The following is a 16,703-nucleotide window of genomic DNA, read 5'->3' on the forward strand; positions in this document are numbered from 1 at the left end:
AAGACGCCACCAATAAAGGTGGCGTTTTTTATGGGGTTTCTAAAATGCAAAACCTAGTTGTTTTCTTAACAAGCCGCTTAGCTATCGGTTTAACGGTTAGCGTAACTTTTGATTAGCTACCGACGCAACTATCGGCTTTCAGTTAACCATTGGGCGTATTGTTTGGTGTAATAGCTGACAATCAAATCTGCACCCGCCCGCTTTAAGCCGATAAACGTTTCAGTCACCACAGCACGCTCATCCAACGCGCCCGCAAGGGCGGCAAATTTAATGCCCGCATATTCACCGCCGACTTGATAGGCGGCGAGTGGCAAGTGGGTTTCTTGTCTTAAACGGCTGAGCACATCTAAGTAGGGTGTGCCGGGTTTAACCATCAGGATATCGGCGCCTTCGGCTTCATCTAATGAGGCTTCTAACAGGGCTTGACGACCATTAGCATAATCCAGTTGATATCCCTTGCGATTTCCGCTGAGTTCACAATCTACCGCCGCTCTAAAAGGACCGTAGAAGGAAGAGGCGAATTTTGCTGAGTGGGCCAGAATCGCCACATGTTCAAAACCTGCGGCATCGAGCCCTTGGCGAATGGCTTTCACTTGACCGTCCATCATGGCCGATGGTGCTAACATATCGGCGCCCGCTCTAGCAGCAGTGACTGATTGTTTAACTAAATTTTCGACTGTGAGGTCGTTGCAGACTTCATTATTGTGTACGACGCCGCAATGGCCGTGATCTGTGTATTCACAAAAACAAATGTCGGGGATTACCATCATCTCAGGCACGGTAGCTTTAATGGTGCGAACCATACGGGCGAGTAAACCATTGTCGTCCCATGTATCGCTGCCCTTATCATCCTTAGTGTGGGAAATCCCAAAGGGCATCACATAACGGATCCCAAGGGCGTAAAGCTCGCGAACTTCATTCGCCAGTGCGCTCTCAGGTAAACGGCTGATGCCAGGTAGCGTGGAGATAGGCACAGCATGGGTGATGTGCTCTTCAATGAACAGGGGATGGATAAGATCGCTTAGCGAAATATGGGTTTCGCGCAGCAGATCGCGCATTGCTTCTGAATTACGTAAGCGTCTTAAGCGACGCAATGGAGGCGTGTTTAACATGAAATGTCCTTATCGAAGGCGGGTTAAAGCAATCGTACAATACTAAGGGAATGGCAAGGGATAAATTCGCCCCTTACTTTTCTGCTCTGACAATCAAAGTTGAAAAAGTTTCCCCAAGCGAGCTATATTCATTAATGAGTTTATTGATCATTGACTTAGATCACATAAATCCATCTCGTCCAGATTTGCGACTGAATATCATGCGAGCGCTATTTTAGCTGAGTTGCTTGCTTAGCCCTTTGTTTTCGGGCATTTGATGTTATTATTTGCGCCAGTTTTCTCATGGCATATTCGCGCAATACAGATTATGTAAATTTGATGCGAAATCTTGCCCGCTAATCCGGTTTTGAAATGACAATAACACATGAACACTCTGCTTGTATTCTTGCCTTAGACACTTGTACCGAATCCTGCTCAGCTGCGCTGCAATACCAAGGTCAGATTTATGCTGAACTTGCCGATGCACCGCGTGAACACAGTCAACGTCTGCTGCCTATGGTCGATTCAGTGCTCAAGCAAGCGGGCATTCGCTTAGATAAAGTGACTGCGATTGCTTACGGACGAGGCCCTGGCAGTTTTACGGGGATCCGCATCTGCACTAGCATGACGCAAGGTCTGGCACTGGGGTTAGATTTGCCTGTGATTGGTATTTCAACCTTAGCGGCAATGGCACAAATGGCGATTAGCGAGCATCAAGCCGAGCAAGTTTTGTGCACCATTGATGCGCGCATGGGCGAAGTGTATTGGGGCCAGTTTGTGGCCGTTGACGGTATTGCAACGCTTGTCGGTAAAGAAGTGGTCAGTTCACCTGCGGACGTACAACTTCAGCTCGATACTCAAGCGCCAATTGTGGGCTGCGGCACAGGTTTTGATGCTTATCCCGATTTGCTGGCACTCGGCAAGGGGATTTTAGCTCTCGAGGCCGTGAAATATCCCGATGCAAAGGCTATGCTGATATTGGCTGAAGCAGGCATAAAAGCTGGACTGACAACCTCGGTCGATGAGCTTGAACCTGTGTACTTACGTGATACAGTCACATGGAAAAAGTTACCCGGTCGTGAATAAGCTGTTCTTTGCCTGAGTATCTGCGATAGAATCTCAGGCAATTAATGCTAAGCATTCTTTACGATGAATGGCTTAACGATGAATAGTGCAAACTTAAGGCTTCTTGATGCAAGTTAATGTGAATCAAATGAGTTTGACGAATGCTGTAGCGAGTAATAGACCCGCTATCGCTCAGGGGCTGACTGCGCCTGAATCGTCACGCCCAGTGATTGAGCAAGATGCCGTCGAAGCCCTTAGTTTAGATACTCAGCCTAAAAGTAAAAGCGCAGCAGGAAATTTACAGTCAAGGCTTGGTGCGCACCTCGAGTATGAGCAAGATACTCGCGGCCATCAGGGAGCGATTGCCCAATATTTACAAACCCAACATGCCGCCAAACGCGATGAAATTCAGCAAATGGTGGGTGTGGACTTGTATGCTTGAGCATCAAAAAACGTCTTCTAGTTCAACCTCGCGATTTTCCTCTTCTAAACTGACAGGCTTAGCCACAAGCGGTGTACCAAGCCGTGGTTTGTTTATTATCGAGCTAGTTTTAGCTTTATTGATAACTCGAATTCCCTATTTGAGCGTGCCGTTTAAATGGCTTGAAAGCTATTTTCATGAACTGTCCCATGCCATTGCAACGATTTTAAGCTCGGGCGTGGTCAGTCATATTCAGTTGTTTCCGAACGGCGCAGGATTTTGTTTTAGCCAAGGCGGCTCGCCGATGTTTATTGGCTTTGCTGGGTATTTTGGTGCAGCCTGTTGGGGATATTTAATCTATTTATTAGCGACTTGGCCAAAGGGGATCCGCGTGAGTTTTGCCTTGCTAGGTGCCTTAGTTGTGCTAAGCGGCTTGCTTTGGGGCAGGGATATTCTCACGTTAGCGATTTTAGCTGTGCTGACTATTATTTTGTTGTTACCGCTTAAACTCAGTCAAAACAAAATGTTGACTCAGTTTTTGCGTATTATTGGCTTGATTATCATGCTTAATGCACTTGCGAGTCCGACAGTGTTGCTCGGGCTTGATGGTCAAGGTGATGCAGTGATGTTGGCCGAGCGTTCTTGGATCCCCGCGTGGATTTGGGTGGGATTATGGTTATTAACCAGTGCCTGCGCTTTGTATTTTGCGTGGCGCCGTGTAGATAATGCCGCAAGTCGTTAGTTCTCAAGCTTGTTTAAGGCCTCAGTCGTCTAGTGTTTTCCCCATCGTTTTTCTGCTTTGAACTTTGTTGATTTAGGTAAAGGTGATTTTGCTCATCACTTTGAGCTATAACCACTTATGTCGCTTAAAGCTTAGTTTTCCGACTTCTATTCCTTGGATTTTTGGCCATTGGCTGCTAGGTTAAGCCTTCGGTATCCATGGAGAATTACAATGAAAAAAGTCACCTTAGTTGCCAGTCTGCTGCTTGCTGGTTTATGTTCGAGTGTTACCTATGCCGATGAAAGCTTAGATAAAGTCTTAAAAAGCGATTTTCGTCAGGCTAAAAATGCCAGTCGTGACGTTTATCGTCATCCCGCTGAAACCTTAACTTTTTTTGGCATTACCCCAAAACAGACTGTGATTGAACTCTGGCCGGGCAATGGCTGGTACAGTGAAATATTAGGGCCTTATCTTGCTAAAGAGGGCCAATATATCGCAGCCAGTTTCGAAACGGCTCCTGCGACAGATACTCCCGGAAATCGTTATCGCGCGAACGCGGGTACTAAGTATGCTGCGTGGATGACGGCCAATAAAGACGTCATGGGCAATGCTAAGATTGTTACCTTCGATCCTCCACATAAGATGGATTTAGGTGCTGACGGTAGTGCTGATCTGGTATTAACCTTCCGAAATCTACATAACTGGGCATCGACAGAACAGTTGGAAAACGTGTTTGCCGCGTCTTATAAAGTGTTGAAGGACGGCGGTATCTTTGGCGTGGTAGAGCATAGAGCCAACGAAGGAATGAACTTCAGCACTGGCTATATGGATCAAGCAGCTATGGTTGCTTTAGCCAAAAAAGCAGGTTTTACCTTAGTTGAAAGTGCAGAAATCAATGCGAACCCCAAAGATACGAAAGATTACGCCAAAGGTGTTTGGACGCTACCGCCCTCTTTTGCCTTGGGTGATACCGATAAAGAAAAATACCAAGCGATCGGTGAAAGTGACCGTATGACACTTAAATTTGTCAAAAAATCATCTTAATTACCTGACATCAGAGGCATTATGTGGCAATCTTTCGCCCCCAAAAATCAAATCGAATTTGTATTACCTCATATTAAGGTCGCGGGTCGATTATGGGGGGCGAAGGATAAACCTTTATTGCTTGCCTTACATGGTTGGTTAGATAACGCCAACAGTTTTGAACCCTTAGCAGCGCATTTACTTGATTATCAAGTGCTTGCCATTGATTGGCCAGGACACGGCTTTTCTGCACATAGGCCGGGACACTATCCGCTGCATTGGATTGATTATTTGTATGATTTAGACGCGTTGTTAACGGCATTACCGCAAAAGCCAGCGGCAATGATTGGGCATTCGCTTGGCGGTATAATCGCCTCAGCTTACACGGCGACATTTCCCGAAAAGGTTAACAAGCTGGTATTGATTGAAGCGTTAAGCCCCTTGTCTGAGTTGCCAACGCAAGCTAAGGCGCGATTGAAAAAAAGCTTCTATCAGCATGAGAAGTATTTAACTCAGAAGCATGGGCAGGCAAAGATTTACGACAGTATAGATACTGCGGTGCGGGCGAGGGCACATTTAACAGGACTTGCCGAACCTTGGTGTCGTTTGTTGCTCGATCGTAATATGCAGCCCGAAGGTGATGGCATAGGTTGGCGTAGTGATCCTCGATTAAGATTAGATTCACCCCAACGATTAACCTTCGCCCAAGTTGATGCCTTGATGCAGGACATCAATGTCGAAACCTTATTAATTTGTGGCAAACAGGGATTTAGCCAGTTGCAGAGCGCGATACCTAAGGCCAGAACGTGGTTCAAGCATTTGTCTGAGCACATAATTGAGGGCGATCATCATGTGCATATGGACAATGCCGAAGGCGTTGCACGTTTGATCCGCAAATTCGTTTAATAGGTTGCTTATATGGGTATAAAAAAGACGCTAGGTTTTTTGTTTTTTTTATGTGATGATGATCAAAATTAAAACGCTCGTATGATTTATGACGAGTAAATCAATAACTATAAAATGTAAGCCGGTATTTTAACTCGGTATTTATCGAGTCTTGACGCTTGTATGGATATTGTTTCCGCAGTTGTGGGGATTTAGGAGAGAGTAGTGGATCAGCCTTGGATTAATCATTTGCCAGAAGATGTGCCTGCTGAAATTAATGTGGAACAATACTCATCGCTTGTCGATATGTTCGAGACAGCGGTGGCTAAGTATGAAGATCAACCTGCATTTATCAACATGGGTGCCACGCTAACCTATCGTAAATTGGAAGAACGCAGCCGAGCATTCGCTGCGTATTTACAAAATGAATTAAAGCTTGAAAAGGGCGACCGTGTCGCCTTGATGATGCCAAACCTGTTGCAGTATCCCATTGCACTGTTTGGTGTTTTGCGTGCAGGTATGGTGGTTGTTAACGTTAACCCACTTTATACACCGCGCGAGCTTAAACATCAGTTGATTGACTCTGGCGCCAAAGCCATTGTGGTGGTGTCAAACTTCGCCCGCACTTTAGAAGAAGTGGTCGATCAAACTCCCGTTGAAAGCGTGATTATCACCAGTTTAGGTGATCAATTAAGTGCACCAAAACGCACCTTAGTGAACTTTGTGGTGAAGTACATCAAGAAGTTAGTGCCAAAATACGATTTACCCCATGCCTTATCAATGCGCGATACCTTATCAACGGGTCGTCGCATGCAATACATCAAACCTGAAGTCACTAACGACGACTTAGCATTTTTACAATACACAGGTGGCACCACTGGGGTCTCTAAAGGCGCTATGTTGACCCATGGCAATATTGTTGCAAACGTATTGCAGGCCGATGGTGCATATTCTCCCGCTTTAAACGATGGCAGTGAGTTTGTCGTAACGGCCTTGCCGCTGTATCACATCTTCGCCTTGACCGTGAATTGCCTGCTGTTTTTGCACAAAGGTAGTCAGAATTTACTCATCACCAATCCTCGCGATATCCCAGGATTTGTGGCTGAGTTGAAAAAGTATCCTTTCACTGCATTAACTGGGGTGAATACCTTATTTAACGCTTTAGTGAACAGTGATGATTTTTCCCAGTTGGATTTCTCACGCTTAAAACTCTCTATCGGTGGCGGCATGGCGGTACAAAAAGCCGTGGCGGATAAATGGCAAACCATTACTAAAACCCGTTTACTTGAAGGTTATGGTCTGACGGAAGCCTCACCCTTATTAACCTGTTGTCCATATAACTTAGACGGTTATAACGGTTCAATTGGTTTTCCTGCCCCTTCGACACTGATCCAAATCCGTAATGATGACGGCAAGGTATTAGCCCAAGGCGAAACCGGCGAGCTGTTTGGTAAAGGTCCTCAGGTGATGAAAGGCTATTGGCAACGTCCTGAAGAAACCGCCAAAGTGATCGACACTGACGGCTGGTTAGCCACGGGCGATATTGGTTATATGGATGAGAAAGGTTTCTTCTATATTGTCGACCGTAAGAAAGACATGATCTTAGTCTCAGGCTTTAACGTATTCCCTAACGAAGTCGAAGAAGTGGTCGCACTTCATCCCAAAGTGATTGAAGTGGCTGCCGTTGGTGTGCCAAACGACGCCAGTGGCGAGTTAGTGAAGGTATTTGTGGTGGCAAAAGATAAATCTTTAACCGCTGAAGACATCATTAAGCACTGCCGTATTCATTTAACGGGATATAAAGTGCCGAAGCTGGTAGAATTTAGGGACGAGTTACCTAAAACCAACGTGGGTAAAATCTTGCGACGAGAGCTTAGAGACGAAGCTAAGCGCGCGTAAGATTGAAGCCGGCATTTGCCGGCTTTTGTTTTTATGGACTGTGATTGACCCACAGGATCTGGAGAAGAATTTGTCAGCGTTTCAATATGTGAGTGATGAAGCAAGCCTTAATGCCCTCGTTGCCCAATATAAACAGAGTAAGATACTCGTGTTAGATACCGAGTTTGTTCGTACTCGTACTTATTATGCCAAGTTAGGTTTGATCCAAGCCTATGATGGTAAAACCTTAGCTTTGATTGATCCGGTCGCTTTACCTGATTTAGCCCAGTTTTGGGCGCTGTTATCGGACCCGAATATCGTTAAGCTAGTGCATTCCTGCAGTGAAGACTTAGAAGTTTTTGCGCACTACGGTAAATGTCAGCCTACGCCTTTGTTTGATAGCCAAATTGCCGCCTCTTTGTGTGGTATGGGCCACGGTGTGGGTTATGCCAAGTTAGTTGAAACTTGCCTTGGTGAAGTGATCGATAAAGGTGAGTCGCGTACAGATTGGATCCGTCGTCCTTTAACGGAAGCCCAGTTAATCTACGCCGCCAATGACGTCCTGTATTTGTATCAGCTCTATCCTCAACTGGAAGCGAAACTCAGCGCCCAAGGGCGTTTAGCTTGGTTATACGAGGAAGGGGAAAGGATGACTCAGGGCAGGCTTGCCGATCCTGATCTTGATACAGCCTATTTGAAAGTGAAAAATGCTTTTCAACTCACTGAAATTCAATTGGCTTACCTTAAAGTGCTCGCCAAATGGCGCCTTGAAAAAGCTTTAGTCCGTGATTTAGCCTTAGGTTTTGTGATCAAAGATCATGGTCTTATTGCATTAGCGAAGAAGCAACCTAAAACTTCGGCTGATTTGTTTAAGCTCAATGACTTGACCGAACAGGAAAAACGCATCCACGGCAAAGATTTATTACGTGTGCTACAAACTGCGGATTTGGTTAATTTACCCGAGTTAGTGGATGTATTGGCGTTAAAATCAGGCTACAAATCGGCCTTTAAAGCGATTAAAAGCTGTTTGGTCGAATTATGCGAAAAGCATGATGTGCCGCAGGAAATGCTCGGTTCTAAACGTCATATCCATGAGTTTTTGCAATGGCGTTGGGATAAGCAACAAGGGGATTTACCGGCAGTGTTATGCGGTTGGCGAGGGGAATTGGCAACTGAGGCTTTAGCAAAGCTTGAGGTCTAGTGCTTAATATTTCGTACTTGAATCCATTGCTGAAAAACATCCACACCAAAATGTCATCTTCAATTGAAGATGACATTTTTTGTGTCATCGACTTATCTGTCAGGCAAAGTGACGTTAAGCTCGAGTACCGACAGGTTGGCGTCGTTTTGATCTAACTGCACAGAAACTTGATCATCAGAAATCGGCACATATTTGCGAATAACGGCAATGATCTCTTGTTTCATCTGTGGGAAATAATCGGGAGTGTCCCTTTGTCCACGTTGATGAGCCACGATGATCTGTAGGCGCTCTTTTGCCATTACCGCAGTGCTAGGCTTTTTCTTGCTTTTGAAATAGTCGAGTAAAGACATAATTAGCTACCAAATATCCGTTGTAAGAAACCTTTCTTTTCTTCCGTAATAAAGCGTACTGGTACATCTTCACCCAGTAAGCGTGCGACTGTATCACTGTAGGCTAAACCTGCATCACTTTCTTGGTCGATAATCACAGGTACGCCTGAGTTAGAGGCTTTCAGTACAGATTGTGACTCAGGAATAACGCCGAGTAACTCAATGGCCAGAATTTCTTGAACATCGTCGACACTTAACATTTCGCCCGATTTTACACGGCTCGGTGAATAGCGAGTCAGCAGTAAGTATTCTTTGATTGGCTCAAGGTTTAGCTCGGCGCGGCGTGATTTGCTTTGCAACATACCTAAAATACGATCTGAGTCGCGCACTGAGCTGACTTCTGGGTTCGTAGTCACAATGGCGATATCGGCAAAATACAATGCCATCATAGCGCCTTGCTCAATCCCTGCGGGAGAGTCACACAGAATAAACTCAAAGTCTTTGGCCAAATCGTCTAGAACACGGCCGACGCCTTCTTTGGTCAGTGCATCTTTATCACGGGTCTGTGAAGCGGGTAAAACGAATAACTTATCGCAGCGTTTATCTTTGATCAGCGCTTGATTTAAATTGGCTTCACCATTGATCACATTAACGAAGTCATAAACAACACGACGCTCGCAACCCATGATCAAGTCTAAGTTTCGTAAACCTATATCGAAATCAATAACGACTGTCTTGTGTCCTTGCATGGCAAGACCGGTCGCAATTGCAGCACTCGATGTGGTTTTACCTACGCCGCCTTTACCTGAAGTGACAACAATAATTTGTGCCATGTTTCTCTCTATCCTTTGTTCTGCCATTTAGAGGGGCAGTGATTCAACCATAAGCGACTCACCGTTTAGGCGAATGCAGCCGCTTTTATCTAAGCTATGTTGTTGTAGATTTTCAGCGAGCCAATATTGCCCTGCTATTGAAACGAGTTCGGCCTCCAGAGAGTGGGCAATGATAACGGCGCTGGTATCGCCCGCGGCGCCTGCCATGGCTTTCCCTCGTAATGCGCCATAGATATGAATGCTACCATCTGCGATGACTTCTGCGCCATTGCCTACCGCACCAAATATGATTAAATCACCATTTTTTGCGTAGACTTGTTGGCCTGAACGAATATTTTGCTTCACTATTTTAGTTTGGCGCGGGGCCGGCGGCGGGGTACTGCTCTGTTTTCCCGCTTTGACTATGGCAAGGCCTAAGTCTTTAGCCTGTTTACTGAGTACAGTTGTCGCGCCCGTTATGCCAACAATCACTAATTGACGTGAGATCAGCAGATCCTTTAACGCACTTAAATTCAAGCTGTCGTGCTGAATGGCACTCAGATTGACGACTAAAGGAGCACCCAGAAAAAACTGAGGAGCCTGTGCCAATTTATGGTCTAATTCAGTCATGACAGCTTGTAAATCGCTGCTATTAATATGAAGCACTGAAAGAGTAAAAGAAGCGCCTTTTAACTCTAAGCTAGGTTTTGACATCCCGGCACTATTCTCCAGAAATCATCAGTCGGTTCGCTGATTTTACAATTAAATTACTAGGCTACCATGTTATAGTGTGCCCCATTGACTGGCAAGTTTGAACTATTGGATATTTGATTCTTATGCTATGTGCCGTTTATAAAAGTAGCCGAAAGGCTGATACTTATTTATTTGTGAAGAAAAGAGATTGTTTTGACAATGTTCCAGTGCCTTTGATGGAAATGTTTGGCGTGCCAAAGTTGGTGATGGTGTTTCCTATCGCTAAACGCGACGCGTTAGGAATGGCAGATATACATAAAGTCAGAGCAGCAATGGCAGAAAATGGCTTTTATTTACAAATTCCACCACCTCAGGTGAATTTATTGGCTGAGCATAAGCTGAGCCTTGGGATCAAAGATTAACCAGGTAGCATCAAGACGCTGCTAATGAGCTCTGGCGCGTCAAACCACACTCGTTAATCTCAGTGGCATTGCGTATCTGACGACAAATTAGTGTAAAATAGCCCGCATTGAGCGGGTTTTTTATTAAGAAGATACAGTTAATCATGGCATTTTGGCAGAGTAAAACATTAGCGCAGATGAGCACAACCGAGTGGGAATCCCTGTGTGACGGTTGTGGTAAATGTTGTTTAAACAAGTTGATAGATGATGAAACCGAAGACTTGTATTACACCAATGCAGCTTGCCTTTTGCTCGATCATCAAACGGCAGGCTGTCAGCATTACAGTGACCGTTTCACCTATGTCCCCCAATGTACAGTGATCACGATTGATAATATCCATGAGTTAACTTGGTTGCCCGACAGTTGTGCCTATCGCCGCCTAGCGGCAGGGCGTGAGCTACCGAGCTGGCACCCGCTGCTCACAGGCTCCAAAGAAGCGATGCATTTAGCGGGTATGTCGATCCAAGGCAAGGTGGTGGATGAAAGACGCGTAAAGGATATTGAAGATCATATCGTGCTATGGCCACTTAAAGACGTGGATTAACAGACGTGGATTAACAGACGTGGATTAACAGACGTGAATTCATTTTGCCGTAGCATTATCGATTGAAAATTAACTTATTAATTGAAACGACACTTGTTGATTGGAAAGTGACCGTCAGAATGAAAACAACAAGGGAGCGATTCGCTCCCTTGTGCATTTTGGGTGTTAAGTGAATTTAAATTCCATCAAATAATGCTCGACTAGATTTTTAATCCCACCATCAACTGATCAAGTTGACCAGCTGTTGCTTGCAGCTCATCACAACCTGAAACCGACTGGTTGGCCGATTGCTCCACATCGTGTGATTGGTTGCGAATTTCCATTAAGTTAGTCGCAATCTCGTTGGCCACTGCCGACTGCTCTTCGGCCGAGGTCGCAATTAGCACACTCATTTCAAACACTTTGTTGCTGTGGTGGGCGATAAACTCTAAGTCTTTACCCGTTTGCAGTACGTGTTGTTTACCTTCATTAGCTTGATTCACAGTACGTGACATCACTTGTGTCAGATTGCGAGTACCCGATTGAAGTGATTCGATCATGGTTTTGATTTCAACCGTAGCGGCCTGAGTTCTCCCCGCTAAAGTACGTACTTCATCTGCCACCACGGCAAAGCCACGACCTTGTTCACCGGCGCGTGCCGCTTCAATCGCTGCGTTGAGGGCGAGTAGGTTGGTTTGCTGGGAAATCGCATTAATGGTTGACACCACTTCATCAATTTTACTGGCGTTGTCATTGAGTACACCTACCGCATTTGAGGCCGCAGAGATTTCATCTGATAACACGTCGATAGCCTTAACTGTGGTTTCAATATCTTTCCCGCCCGCGCTAACCTGTTGATTGGCTTCTTGGGTTTCGGCTGAGGATTGTTCGGCATTGCGGGCAACTTCTTTCACTGCGGCAGTCATTTCTTCCATTGCCGTCGCTAAGGAGTCCAGATGTTGTCTCTGGTTTACCGCCAAGGATTGACCTTGCTGCGCTGTGTTACGAAACGATGATACAACTTCGCGTATTTTAGCTGTCGATTCTGCGATTTGCTTTACTAAGGTATGTTGACGTTCTACTAAGGTATCTATGCTGATGGCTAAGATACTGAACTCGTCCTTCACTTCGAAGAAGTTTAAACGCCCCGTTAAATCACCCGATGCGGCCCGTTTTAATGCCATCACCGTCGTATAAAGTGCGCCGCCTACGAAGGTTGAAATGTAATAGCTGAACAAAAATAGCACAAACAAGAGTGCCGCCATTAGGCCATAAACCAGTAGGTTATCGTTGGCGAGCAAGGCGTCAATTTCTTTGCTGTCTAGGGGAATAATCGTGATCAGGTTTTGATCGTTAACACGACTCACAGCTCTAGGTTGCTTACCGCTATCATCAATACCACCACCACTGCGAGCGATGGATTGGGCTTTGCTATCGGCTTCATTTACCGAAACAATGCTGACATTACCTTCAATTTCGCGACTTAGCTGGCTAAGGATAGTTTGGCGTTCTGGCTCTGGTAGTTTGTTATATAAGCTGCCAGTGACTTGGTTGATTTGTTGTGAAGCATTTTGCAGACTGTTGAGCTGTCCTTGAATTAAGGTTTGCTGGGATTGGTTATCTAGGAAAAGCGCCAGTCCGACAATCATTAACATGGGAACGATAGAGAGAATAGCGAATTTAGTTTTTAAGGTCATATGGATAAGATATTGATCTATCCAGCGAAATTTTACTTCTTTCATGAGTGCCTCGATAAAATGGGCTATAAACCGAATTTATATCGGTCAGTTTGCCATAGACTTTATAGTTTTCTGTTTTGTAATGATTTATATGGTTAATGTAGTCTAATTGCAGTCGTTATTGTGTTGTTTGCTGCAATTTTGGCAAGGTACAGGTGTGAGTTTACAGTTTAGTTACAAATGCTGCTAGTGGCAGAAAGCGGAAGTTGTTTACGTCAGAATCGAGGTTTGGGTTTCCCTTGAGCAAAACTCAGGCTCCAAACTGGGGTAACACATGAATTTGCATGATAAAAACTCCCAATAAGCCCTAGTAATATGCCGCTCGCTCGCGTAAAATTTCTATCCTTTTATTTCGTTATAGCTAGCAAAGCGTCTGGCATTAACGCCCGATAACCTGAGCACCCAAATAGCCTGAAAGTTTGGCGCCCATAGCACTTGTTTATCAAGCGCGACTATGCAGTGGAAGAGAAAATGCAGCAGTTAACTGAGATCGTAGAACAAGCCTTAGTCATTATTGACCAGGCCAGTGATCTAAAAGCACTGGATGATATCCGTGTCGATTACCTTGGTAAGAAAGGTAAGATCACCGACATGATGAAAATGATGGGTAGCTTAAGCCCTGAAGAAAAGCCCGCCTTTGGCCAAGCGGTCAATGATGCTAAACAGGCGATTCAACAAAAATTAACTGAGCGTATCGATGGTCTGAAAAGTTCGGAATTGGAAGCCAAATTAATCGCCGAAAAGATTGATGTGACTTTGCCAGGCCGCACCCAAGAGATCGGTGGCTTACATCCTGTGACTCGAACCATTGAGCGCATCGAAACCTTTTTCGGGGAATTAGGGTTCTCGGTAAAGCAGGGGCCTGAAATTGAAGATGATTTCCACAATTTCGACGCACTGAATATCTCTGAGCACCATCCTGCGCGTGCTGATCATGATACCTTTTATTTCAATCCTAAACTGATGCTGCGTACCCAAACTTCGGGCGTGCAAATCCGTACTATGGAAACTGAAAAGCCACCATTACGCATTATTTCTCCTGGTCGTGTTTATCGTAACGATTACGACCAAACTCACACGCCTATGTTCCACCAAGTGGAAGGGTTGTTGGTTGATGAGCATGTTAACTTTGCTGAATTGAAAGGCATTTTGCATGACTTCCTGCGTAATTTCTTCGAAGAAGATCTGCAAGTGCGTTTCCGTCCATCTTACTTCCCATTCACTGAACCTTCAGCGGAAGTGGACGTGATGGGCAAAAATGGTAAATGGCTAGAAGTGCTTGGCTGCGGTATGGTACATCCGAATGTGCTGCGCAGCGTTGGCATAGATCCAGAAAAATACTCTGGTTTTGCTTTTGGTATGGGTGTCGAGCGCTTAACTATGTTGCGTTACGGCGTAAACGATTTACGTGCGTTTTTCGAAAACGACCTACGTTTCCTGAAGCAATTTAAATAACGGAGCTGTAATAGCATGAAATTTAGCGAATCTTGGCTTCGTGAATGGGTAAACCCTTCAGTCAGCCGTGAAGCATTATCCCACCAGATCACTATGGCCGGTCTCGAAGTCGATGACGTTGAAGCCGTAGCTGCCGATTTTAGCGGTGTAGTGATTGGTGAAGTGGTTGAGTGTGGTCAGCATCCCGATGCCGATAAACTGCGCGTGACCAAAATCAACGTTGGTGGTAGTGAACTTATCGATATCGTCTGCGGTGCACCAAACTGCCGTCAGGGTCTTAAAGTGGCCGTGGCTATGGTTGGCGCCGTATTACCTGGCGATTTCAAAATCAAGAAAGCCAAGCTGCGTGGCATGCCATCAGAAGGCATGTTGTGCTCGTACAGCGAGCTTGGCATTAACGTCGAAAGCGATGGCATTATCGAATTGCCATTGGACGCGCCATTAGGCACTGACATCCGCGACTATCTGCAACTTAATGATGCCGTTATCGATGTGGATTTAACGGCTAACCGTGCCGATTGCTTAGGTATGGCAGGTCTTGCCCGTGAAGTGGGCGTGTTAAACCGCCAAACAGTGGTTGAGCCACAGTGGCAAGCCGTTACGCCAACGACAGATGCACAGGTCACGATTAACGTTAACGCGCCTGCAGCGTGTCCACGTTACTTAGGCCGTGTGGTTAAAAACGTTAATGTGAAAGCGCCTACGCCATTATGGATGCAGGAAAAACTGCGCCGTAGCGGTATTCGCTCTATCGATCCTATCGTAGACATCACTAACTTTGTGTTGATTGAATTCGGTCAACCTATGCACGCTTTCGATCTTGCCAAATTAACAGGCGATATCCAAGTGCGTTTAGGCACTGGCGAAGAGAAAATCACCCTGCTTGATGGCAGCGAAGTGACCATCCCAAGCGATACCTTAGTGATCGCCGATGATGTGCGTCCATTAGCCCTTGCTGGTGTGTTTGGCGGCGAATATTCAGGCGTGAGCGACACGACCCAAGACATACTGCTTGAATGTGCCTTCTTCGCGCCGCTCGCCATTATGGGTAAGTCACGTCGTTTAGGTTTGCACACAGATTCATCACACCGCTTTGAGCGTGGTGTTGACCCTGAGATGCAACACAAGGTTATCGACCGTGCTACGCGTTTAGTACTGGATATCTGTGGCGGTGAAGCTGGCCCTGTAGTTGAGGCTAAATCAGAGGCTGATTTACCCAAACCTGCACAAATCGTTTTACGTCGCAGCAAGTTAGATCGAATTTTAGGTCATCATGTACCTGATAGCGATGTCGTTGAAATCCTACAACGTTTAGGTTTTAGTGTGGTTGTTGGCCAAGATAGTTGGCAGGTCACTACCGCGACTTATCGTTTTGATATGGCGATTGAAGAAGATTTGATCGAAGAAGTTGCCCGTATTTACGGTTATAACAATATCCCGAATACGGCGCCTGTTGCTGCGCTGCGTATGTCAGATCATAAAGAATCTGACTTAAGCCTAAAACGCGTGCGTGCCTTATTGGTCGCTCGTGGTTTCCAAGAAGCGGTAACCTACAGCTTTGTCGATCCAAAATTGCAAAATCTGGTTCATCCTGGTTTAGACGCTATGGTGTTACCAAACCCAATTTCCAGTGAAATGTCGGCCATGCGCCTGTCAATGTTCACCGGTTTATTGGCCGCCGTTGGCTACAACCAAAGTCGTCAACAGAGTCGCGTGAGACTTTTTGAAACTGGTCTGCGCTTTGTTCCTGATATCAATGCAGAATCCGGTGTAAGACAGCAAGCAATGCTCGCTTGTGTCATTACTGGGCTCCAAAATGATGAACATTGGGCTATGGAATCGAAAACTGTTGATTTTTTCGACCTTAAAGGTGATTTAGAAGCAATTATCGGCTTGACAGTTTCCGCATCAGAATTTAGCTTTAGAGGAGCGACGCATTCTGCTCTCCATCCGGGGCAATGTGCTGAAATATTGAGAAATGATCGAGTGATCGGTCATATAGGTGCAATCCATCCTAGTTTGGAGAAGCCTTTTGGACTCAATGGTAAAACCATCGTTTTTGAGTTGGAATTGGATGCTTTATTGCATACCAGTTTGCCGCTAGCCCAAGCTGTATCTAAGTTTCCAGCTAATCGTCGTGACATCGCAGTCGTAGTAGATGAGAGTGTATCTGCAGGTGATGTAATGAAATTGATAAGAAAAGTTGGCGAAAATCAGTTGGTTGGCATAAACTTGTTCGATGTATACTTAGGTAAAGGTGTTGAACCTGGCAAGAAGAGCCTGGCGATAGCACTTACATTACAAGACACTACTCGTACGCTTGAGGAAAAAGAGATTGCTGAGACCGTTGGTTCAGTCGTTTCTGCCCTTAAGTCCGAGTTCAACGCATCGTTGAGGGATTAAAG

16 protein-coding genes are annotated in these 16,703 nt (G+C 45.5%); 11 read left to right on the plus strand and 5 right to left on the minus strand.

Annotation, left to right across the window (positions count from 1 at the left end; translation table 11 throughout):
• Window positions 1-128: 128 nt before the first annotated feature.
• The gene (hemB, locus tag KFE26_RS05055) at window positions 129-1,112 is read right to left on the minus strand and encodes a porphobilinogen synthase (protein ID WP_198572729.1); all 984 of its coding nucleotides are present in this window, start codon (window positions 1,110-1,112) and stop codon (window positions 129-131) included.
• A 351-nt stretch (window positions 1,113-1,463) separates the two neighbouring features.
• Here hemB and tsaB point away from each other — a divergent pair, with 351 nt between their 5' ends.
• From tsaB to rnd, 7 genes are all read left to right on the plus strand, one after another.
• The gene (tsaB, locus tag KFE26_RS05060) at window positions 1,464-2,177 is read left to right on the plus strand and encodes a tRNA (adenosine(37)-N6)-threonylcarbamoyltransferase complex dimerization subunit type 1 TsaB (protein WP_131525918.1); all 714 of its coding nucleotides are present in this window, start codon (window positions 1,464-1,466) and stop codon (window positions 2,175-2,177) included.
• Window positions 2,178-2,283: 106 nt separating this feature from the next.
• Entirely contained in the window at window positions 2,284-2,598 is a 315-nt protein-coding gene (locus tag KFE26_RS05065; RefSeq protein ID WP_131525917.1) for a hypothetical protein, read from the plus strand.
• On the plus strand, window positions 2,591-3,319 hold the full coding sequence (locus KFE26_RS05070; RefSeq protein WP_198572730.1) for a M50 family metallopeptidase: 729 nt from the start codon (window positions 2,591-2,593) through the stop codon (window positions 3,317-3,319). Before KFE26_RS05065 ends, KFE26_RS05070 begins: the two co-directional genes overlap by 8 nt.
• 210 nt (window positions 3,320-3,529) lie before the next feature.
• On the plus strand, window positions 3,530-4,342 hold the full coding sequence (locus tag KFE26_RS05075) for a class I SAM-dependent methyltransferase (RefSeq protein ID WP_212599827.1): 813 nt from the start codon (window positions 3,530-3,532) through the stop codon (window positions 4,340-4,342).
• 21 nt (window positions 4,343-4,363) lie between these two features.
• Window positions 4,364-5,227 carry an alpha/beta fold hydrolase gene (locus tag KFE26_RS05080; RefSeq protein ID WP_212599828.1) on the plus strand — a complete coding sequence of 288 codons (864 nt, stop codon included), beginning with the start codon at window positions 4,364-4,366 and terminating at the stop codon, window positions 5,225-5,227.
• Between the two features lie 204 nt (window positions 5,228-5,431).
• Window positions 5,432-7,105: a long-chain-fatty-acid--CoA ligase FadD gene (gene fadD / locus KFE26_RS05085; protein ID WP_028760195.1), complete on the plus strand. Its 1,674-nt coding sequence runs from the start codon at window positions 5,432-5,434 to the stop codon at window positions 7,103-7,105.
• Window positions 7,106-7,175: 70 nt separating this feature from the next.
• Window positions 7,176-8,285, plus strand: a complete 1,110-nt coding sequence (gene rnd, locus KFE26_RS05090; RefSeq protein WP_212599829.1) for a ribonuclease D — start codon at window positions 7,176-7,178, stop codon at window positions 8,283-8,285.
• A 92-nt stretch (window positions 8,286-8,377) separates the two neighbouring features.
• On the opposite strand, the gene minE is transcribed toward rnd, so the two are convergent.
• Genes minE through minC form a run of 3 tightly spaced genes read right to left on the minus strand, consistent with a single transcriptional unit; the run spans window position 8,378 to window position 10,140 of the window.
• Window positions 8,378-8,635: a cell division topological specificity factor MinE gene (gene minE, locus KFE26_RS05095; protein WP_028760193.1), complete on the minus strand. Its 258-nt coding sequence runs from the start codon at window positions 8,633-8,635 to the stop codon at window positions 8,378-8,380.
• Window positions 8,636-8,637: 2 nt separating this feature from the next.
• Entirely contained in the window at window positions 8,638-9,447 is an 810-nt protein-coding gene (minD, locus tag KFE26_RS05100; RefSeq protein ID WP_006086391.1) for a septum site-determining protein MinD, read from the minus strand.
• A 27-nt stretch (window positions 9,448-9,474) separates the two neighbouring features.
• Window positions 9,475-10,140, minus strand: coding sequence for a septum site-determining protein MinC (minC, locus tag KFE26_RS05105; protein ID WP_212599830.1), 666 nt, complete (start codon window positions 10,138-10,140; stop codon window positions 9,475-9,477).
• Between the two features lie 122 nt (window positions 10,141-10,262).
• Here minC and KFE26_RS05110 point away from each other — a divergent pair, with 122 nt between their 5' ends.
• Both KFE26_RS05110 and KFE26_RS05115 read left to right on the plus strand, forming a co-directional pair.
• The gene (locus KFE26_RS05110) at window positions 10,263-10,541 is read left to right on the plus strand and encodes a YcgL domain-containing protein (protein ID WP_212599831.1); all 279 of its coding nucleotides are present in this window, start codon (window positions 10,263-10,265) and stop codon (window positions 10,539-10,541) included.
• A 143-nt stretch (window positions 10,542-10,684) separates the two neighbouring features.
• Complete coding sequence (locus KFE26_RS05115) at window positions 10,685-11,125, plus strand: YcgN family cysteine cluster protein (RefSeq protein ID WP_028760190.1); 441 nt, start codon at window positions 10,685-10,687, stop codon at window positions 11,123-11,125.
• Between the two features lie 200 nt (window positions 11,126-11,325).
• Here the strand turns inward: KFE26_RS05115 and KFE26_RS05120 are convergent, their stop codons facing one another.
• A complete protein-coding gene (locus tag KFE26_RS05120) occupies window positions 11,326-12,846 on the minus strand; it encodes a methyl-accepting chemotaxis protein (RefSeq protein ID WP_212599832.1) in 1,521 nt (506 codons plus the stop codon).
• A 468-nt stretch (window positions 12,847-13,314) separates the two neighbouring features.
• On the opposite strand from KFE26_RS05120, the gene pheS reads away from it, so the two are divergent.
• Both pheS and pheT read left to right on the plus strand, forming a co-directional pair.
• The gene (gene pheS / locus KFE26_RS05125) at window positions 13,315-14,298 is read left to right on the plus strand and encodes a phenylalanine--tRNA ligase subunit alpha (protein WP_006081368.1); all 984 of its coding nucleotides are present in this window, start codon (window positions 13,315-13,317) and stop codon (window positions 14,296-14,298) included.
• Between the two features lie 15 nt (window positions 14,299-14,313).
• A complete protein-coding gene (pheT, locus tag KFE26_RS05130; RefSeq protein WP_212599833.1) occupies window positions 14,314-16,701 on the plus strand; it encodes a phenylalanine--tRNA ligase subunit beta in 2,388 nt (795 codons plus the stop codon).
• The last annotated feature ends 2 nt before the right edge of the window (window positions 16,702-16,703 follow it).

It is taken from the genome of Shewanella sp. M16 (assembly GCF_018224605.1).
GTDB lineage: Bacteria > Pseudomonadota > Gammaproteobacteria > Enterobacterales > Shewanellaceae > Shewanella > Shewanella oncorhynchi.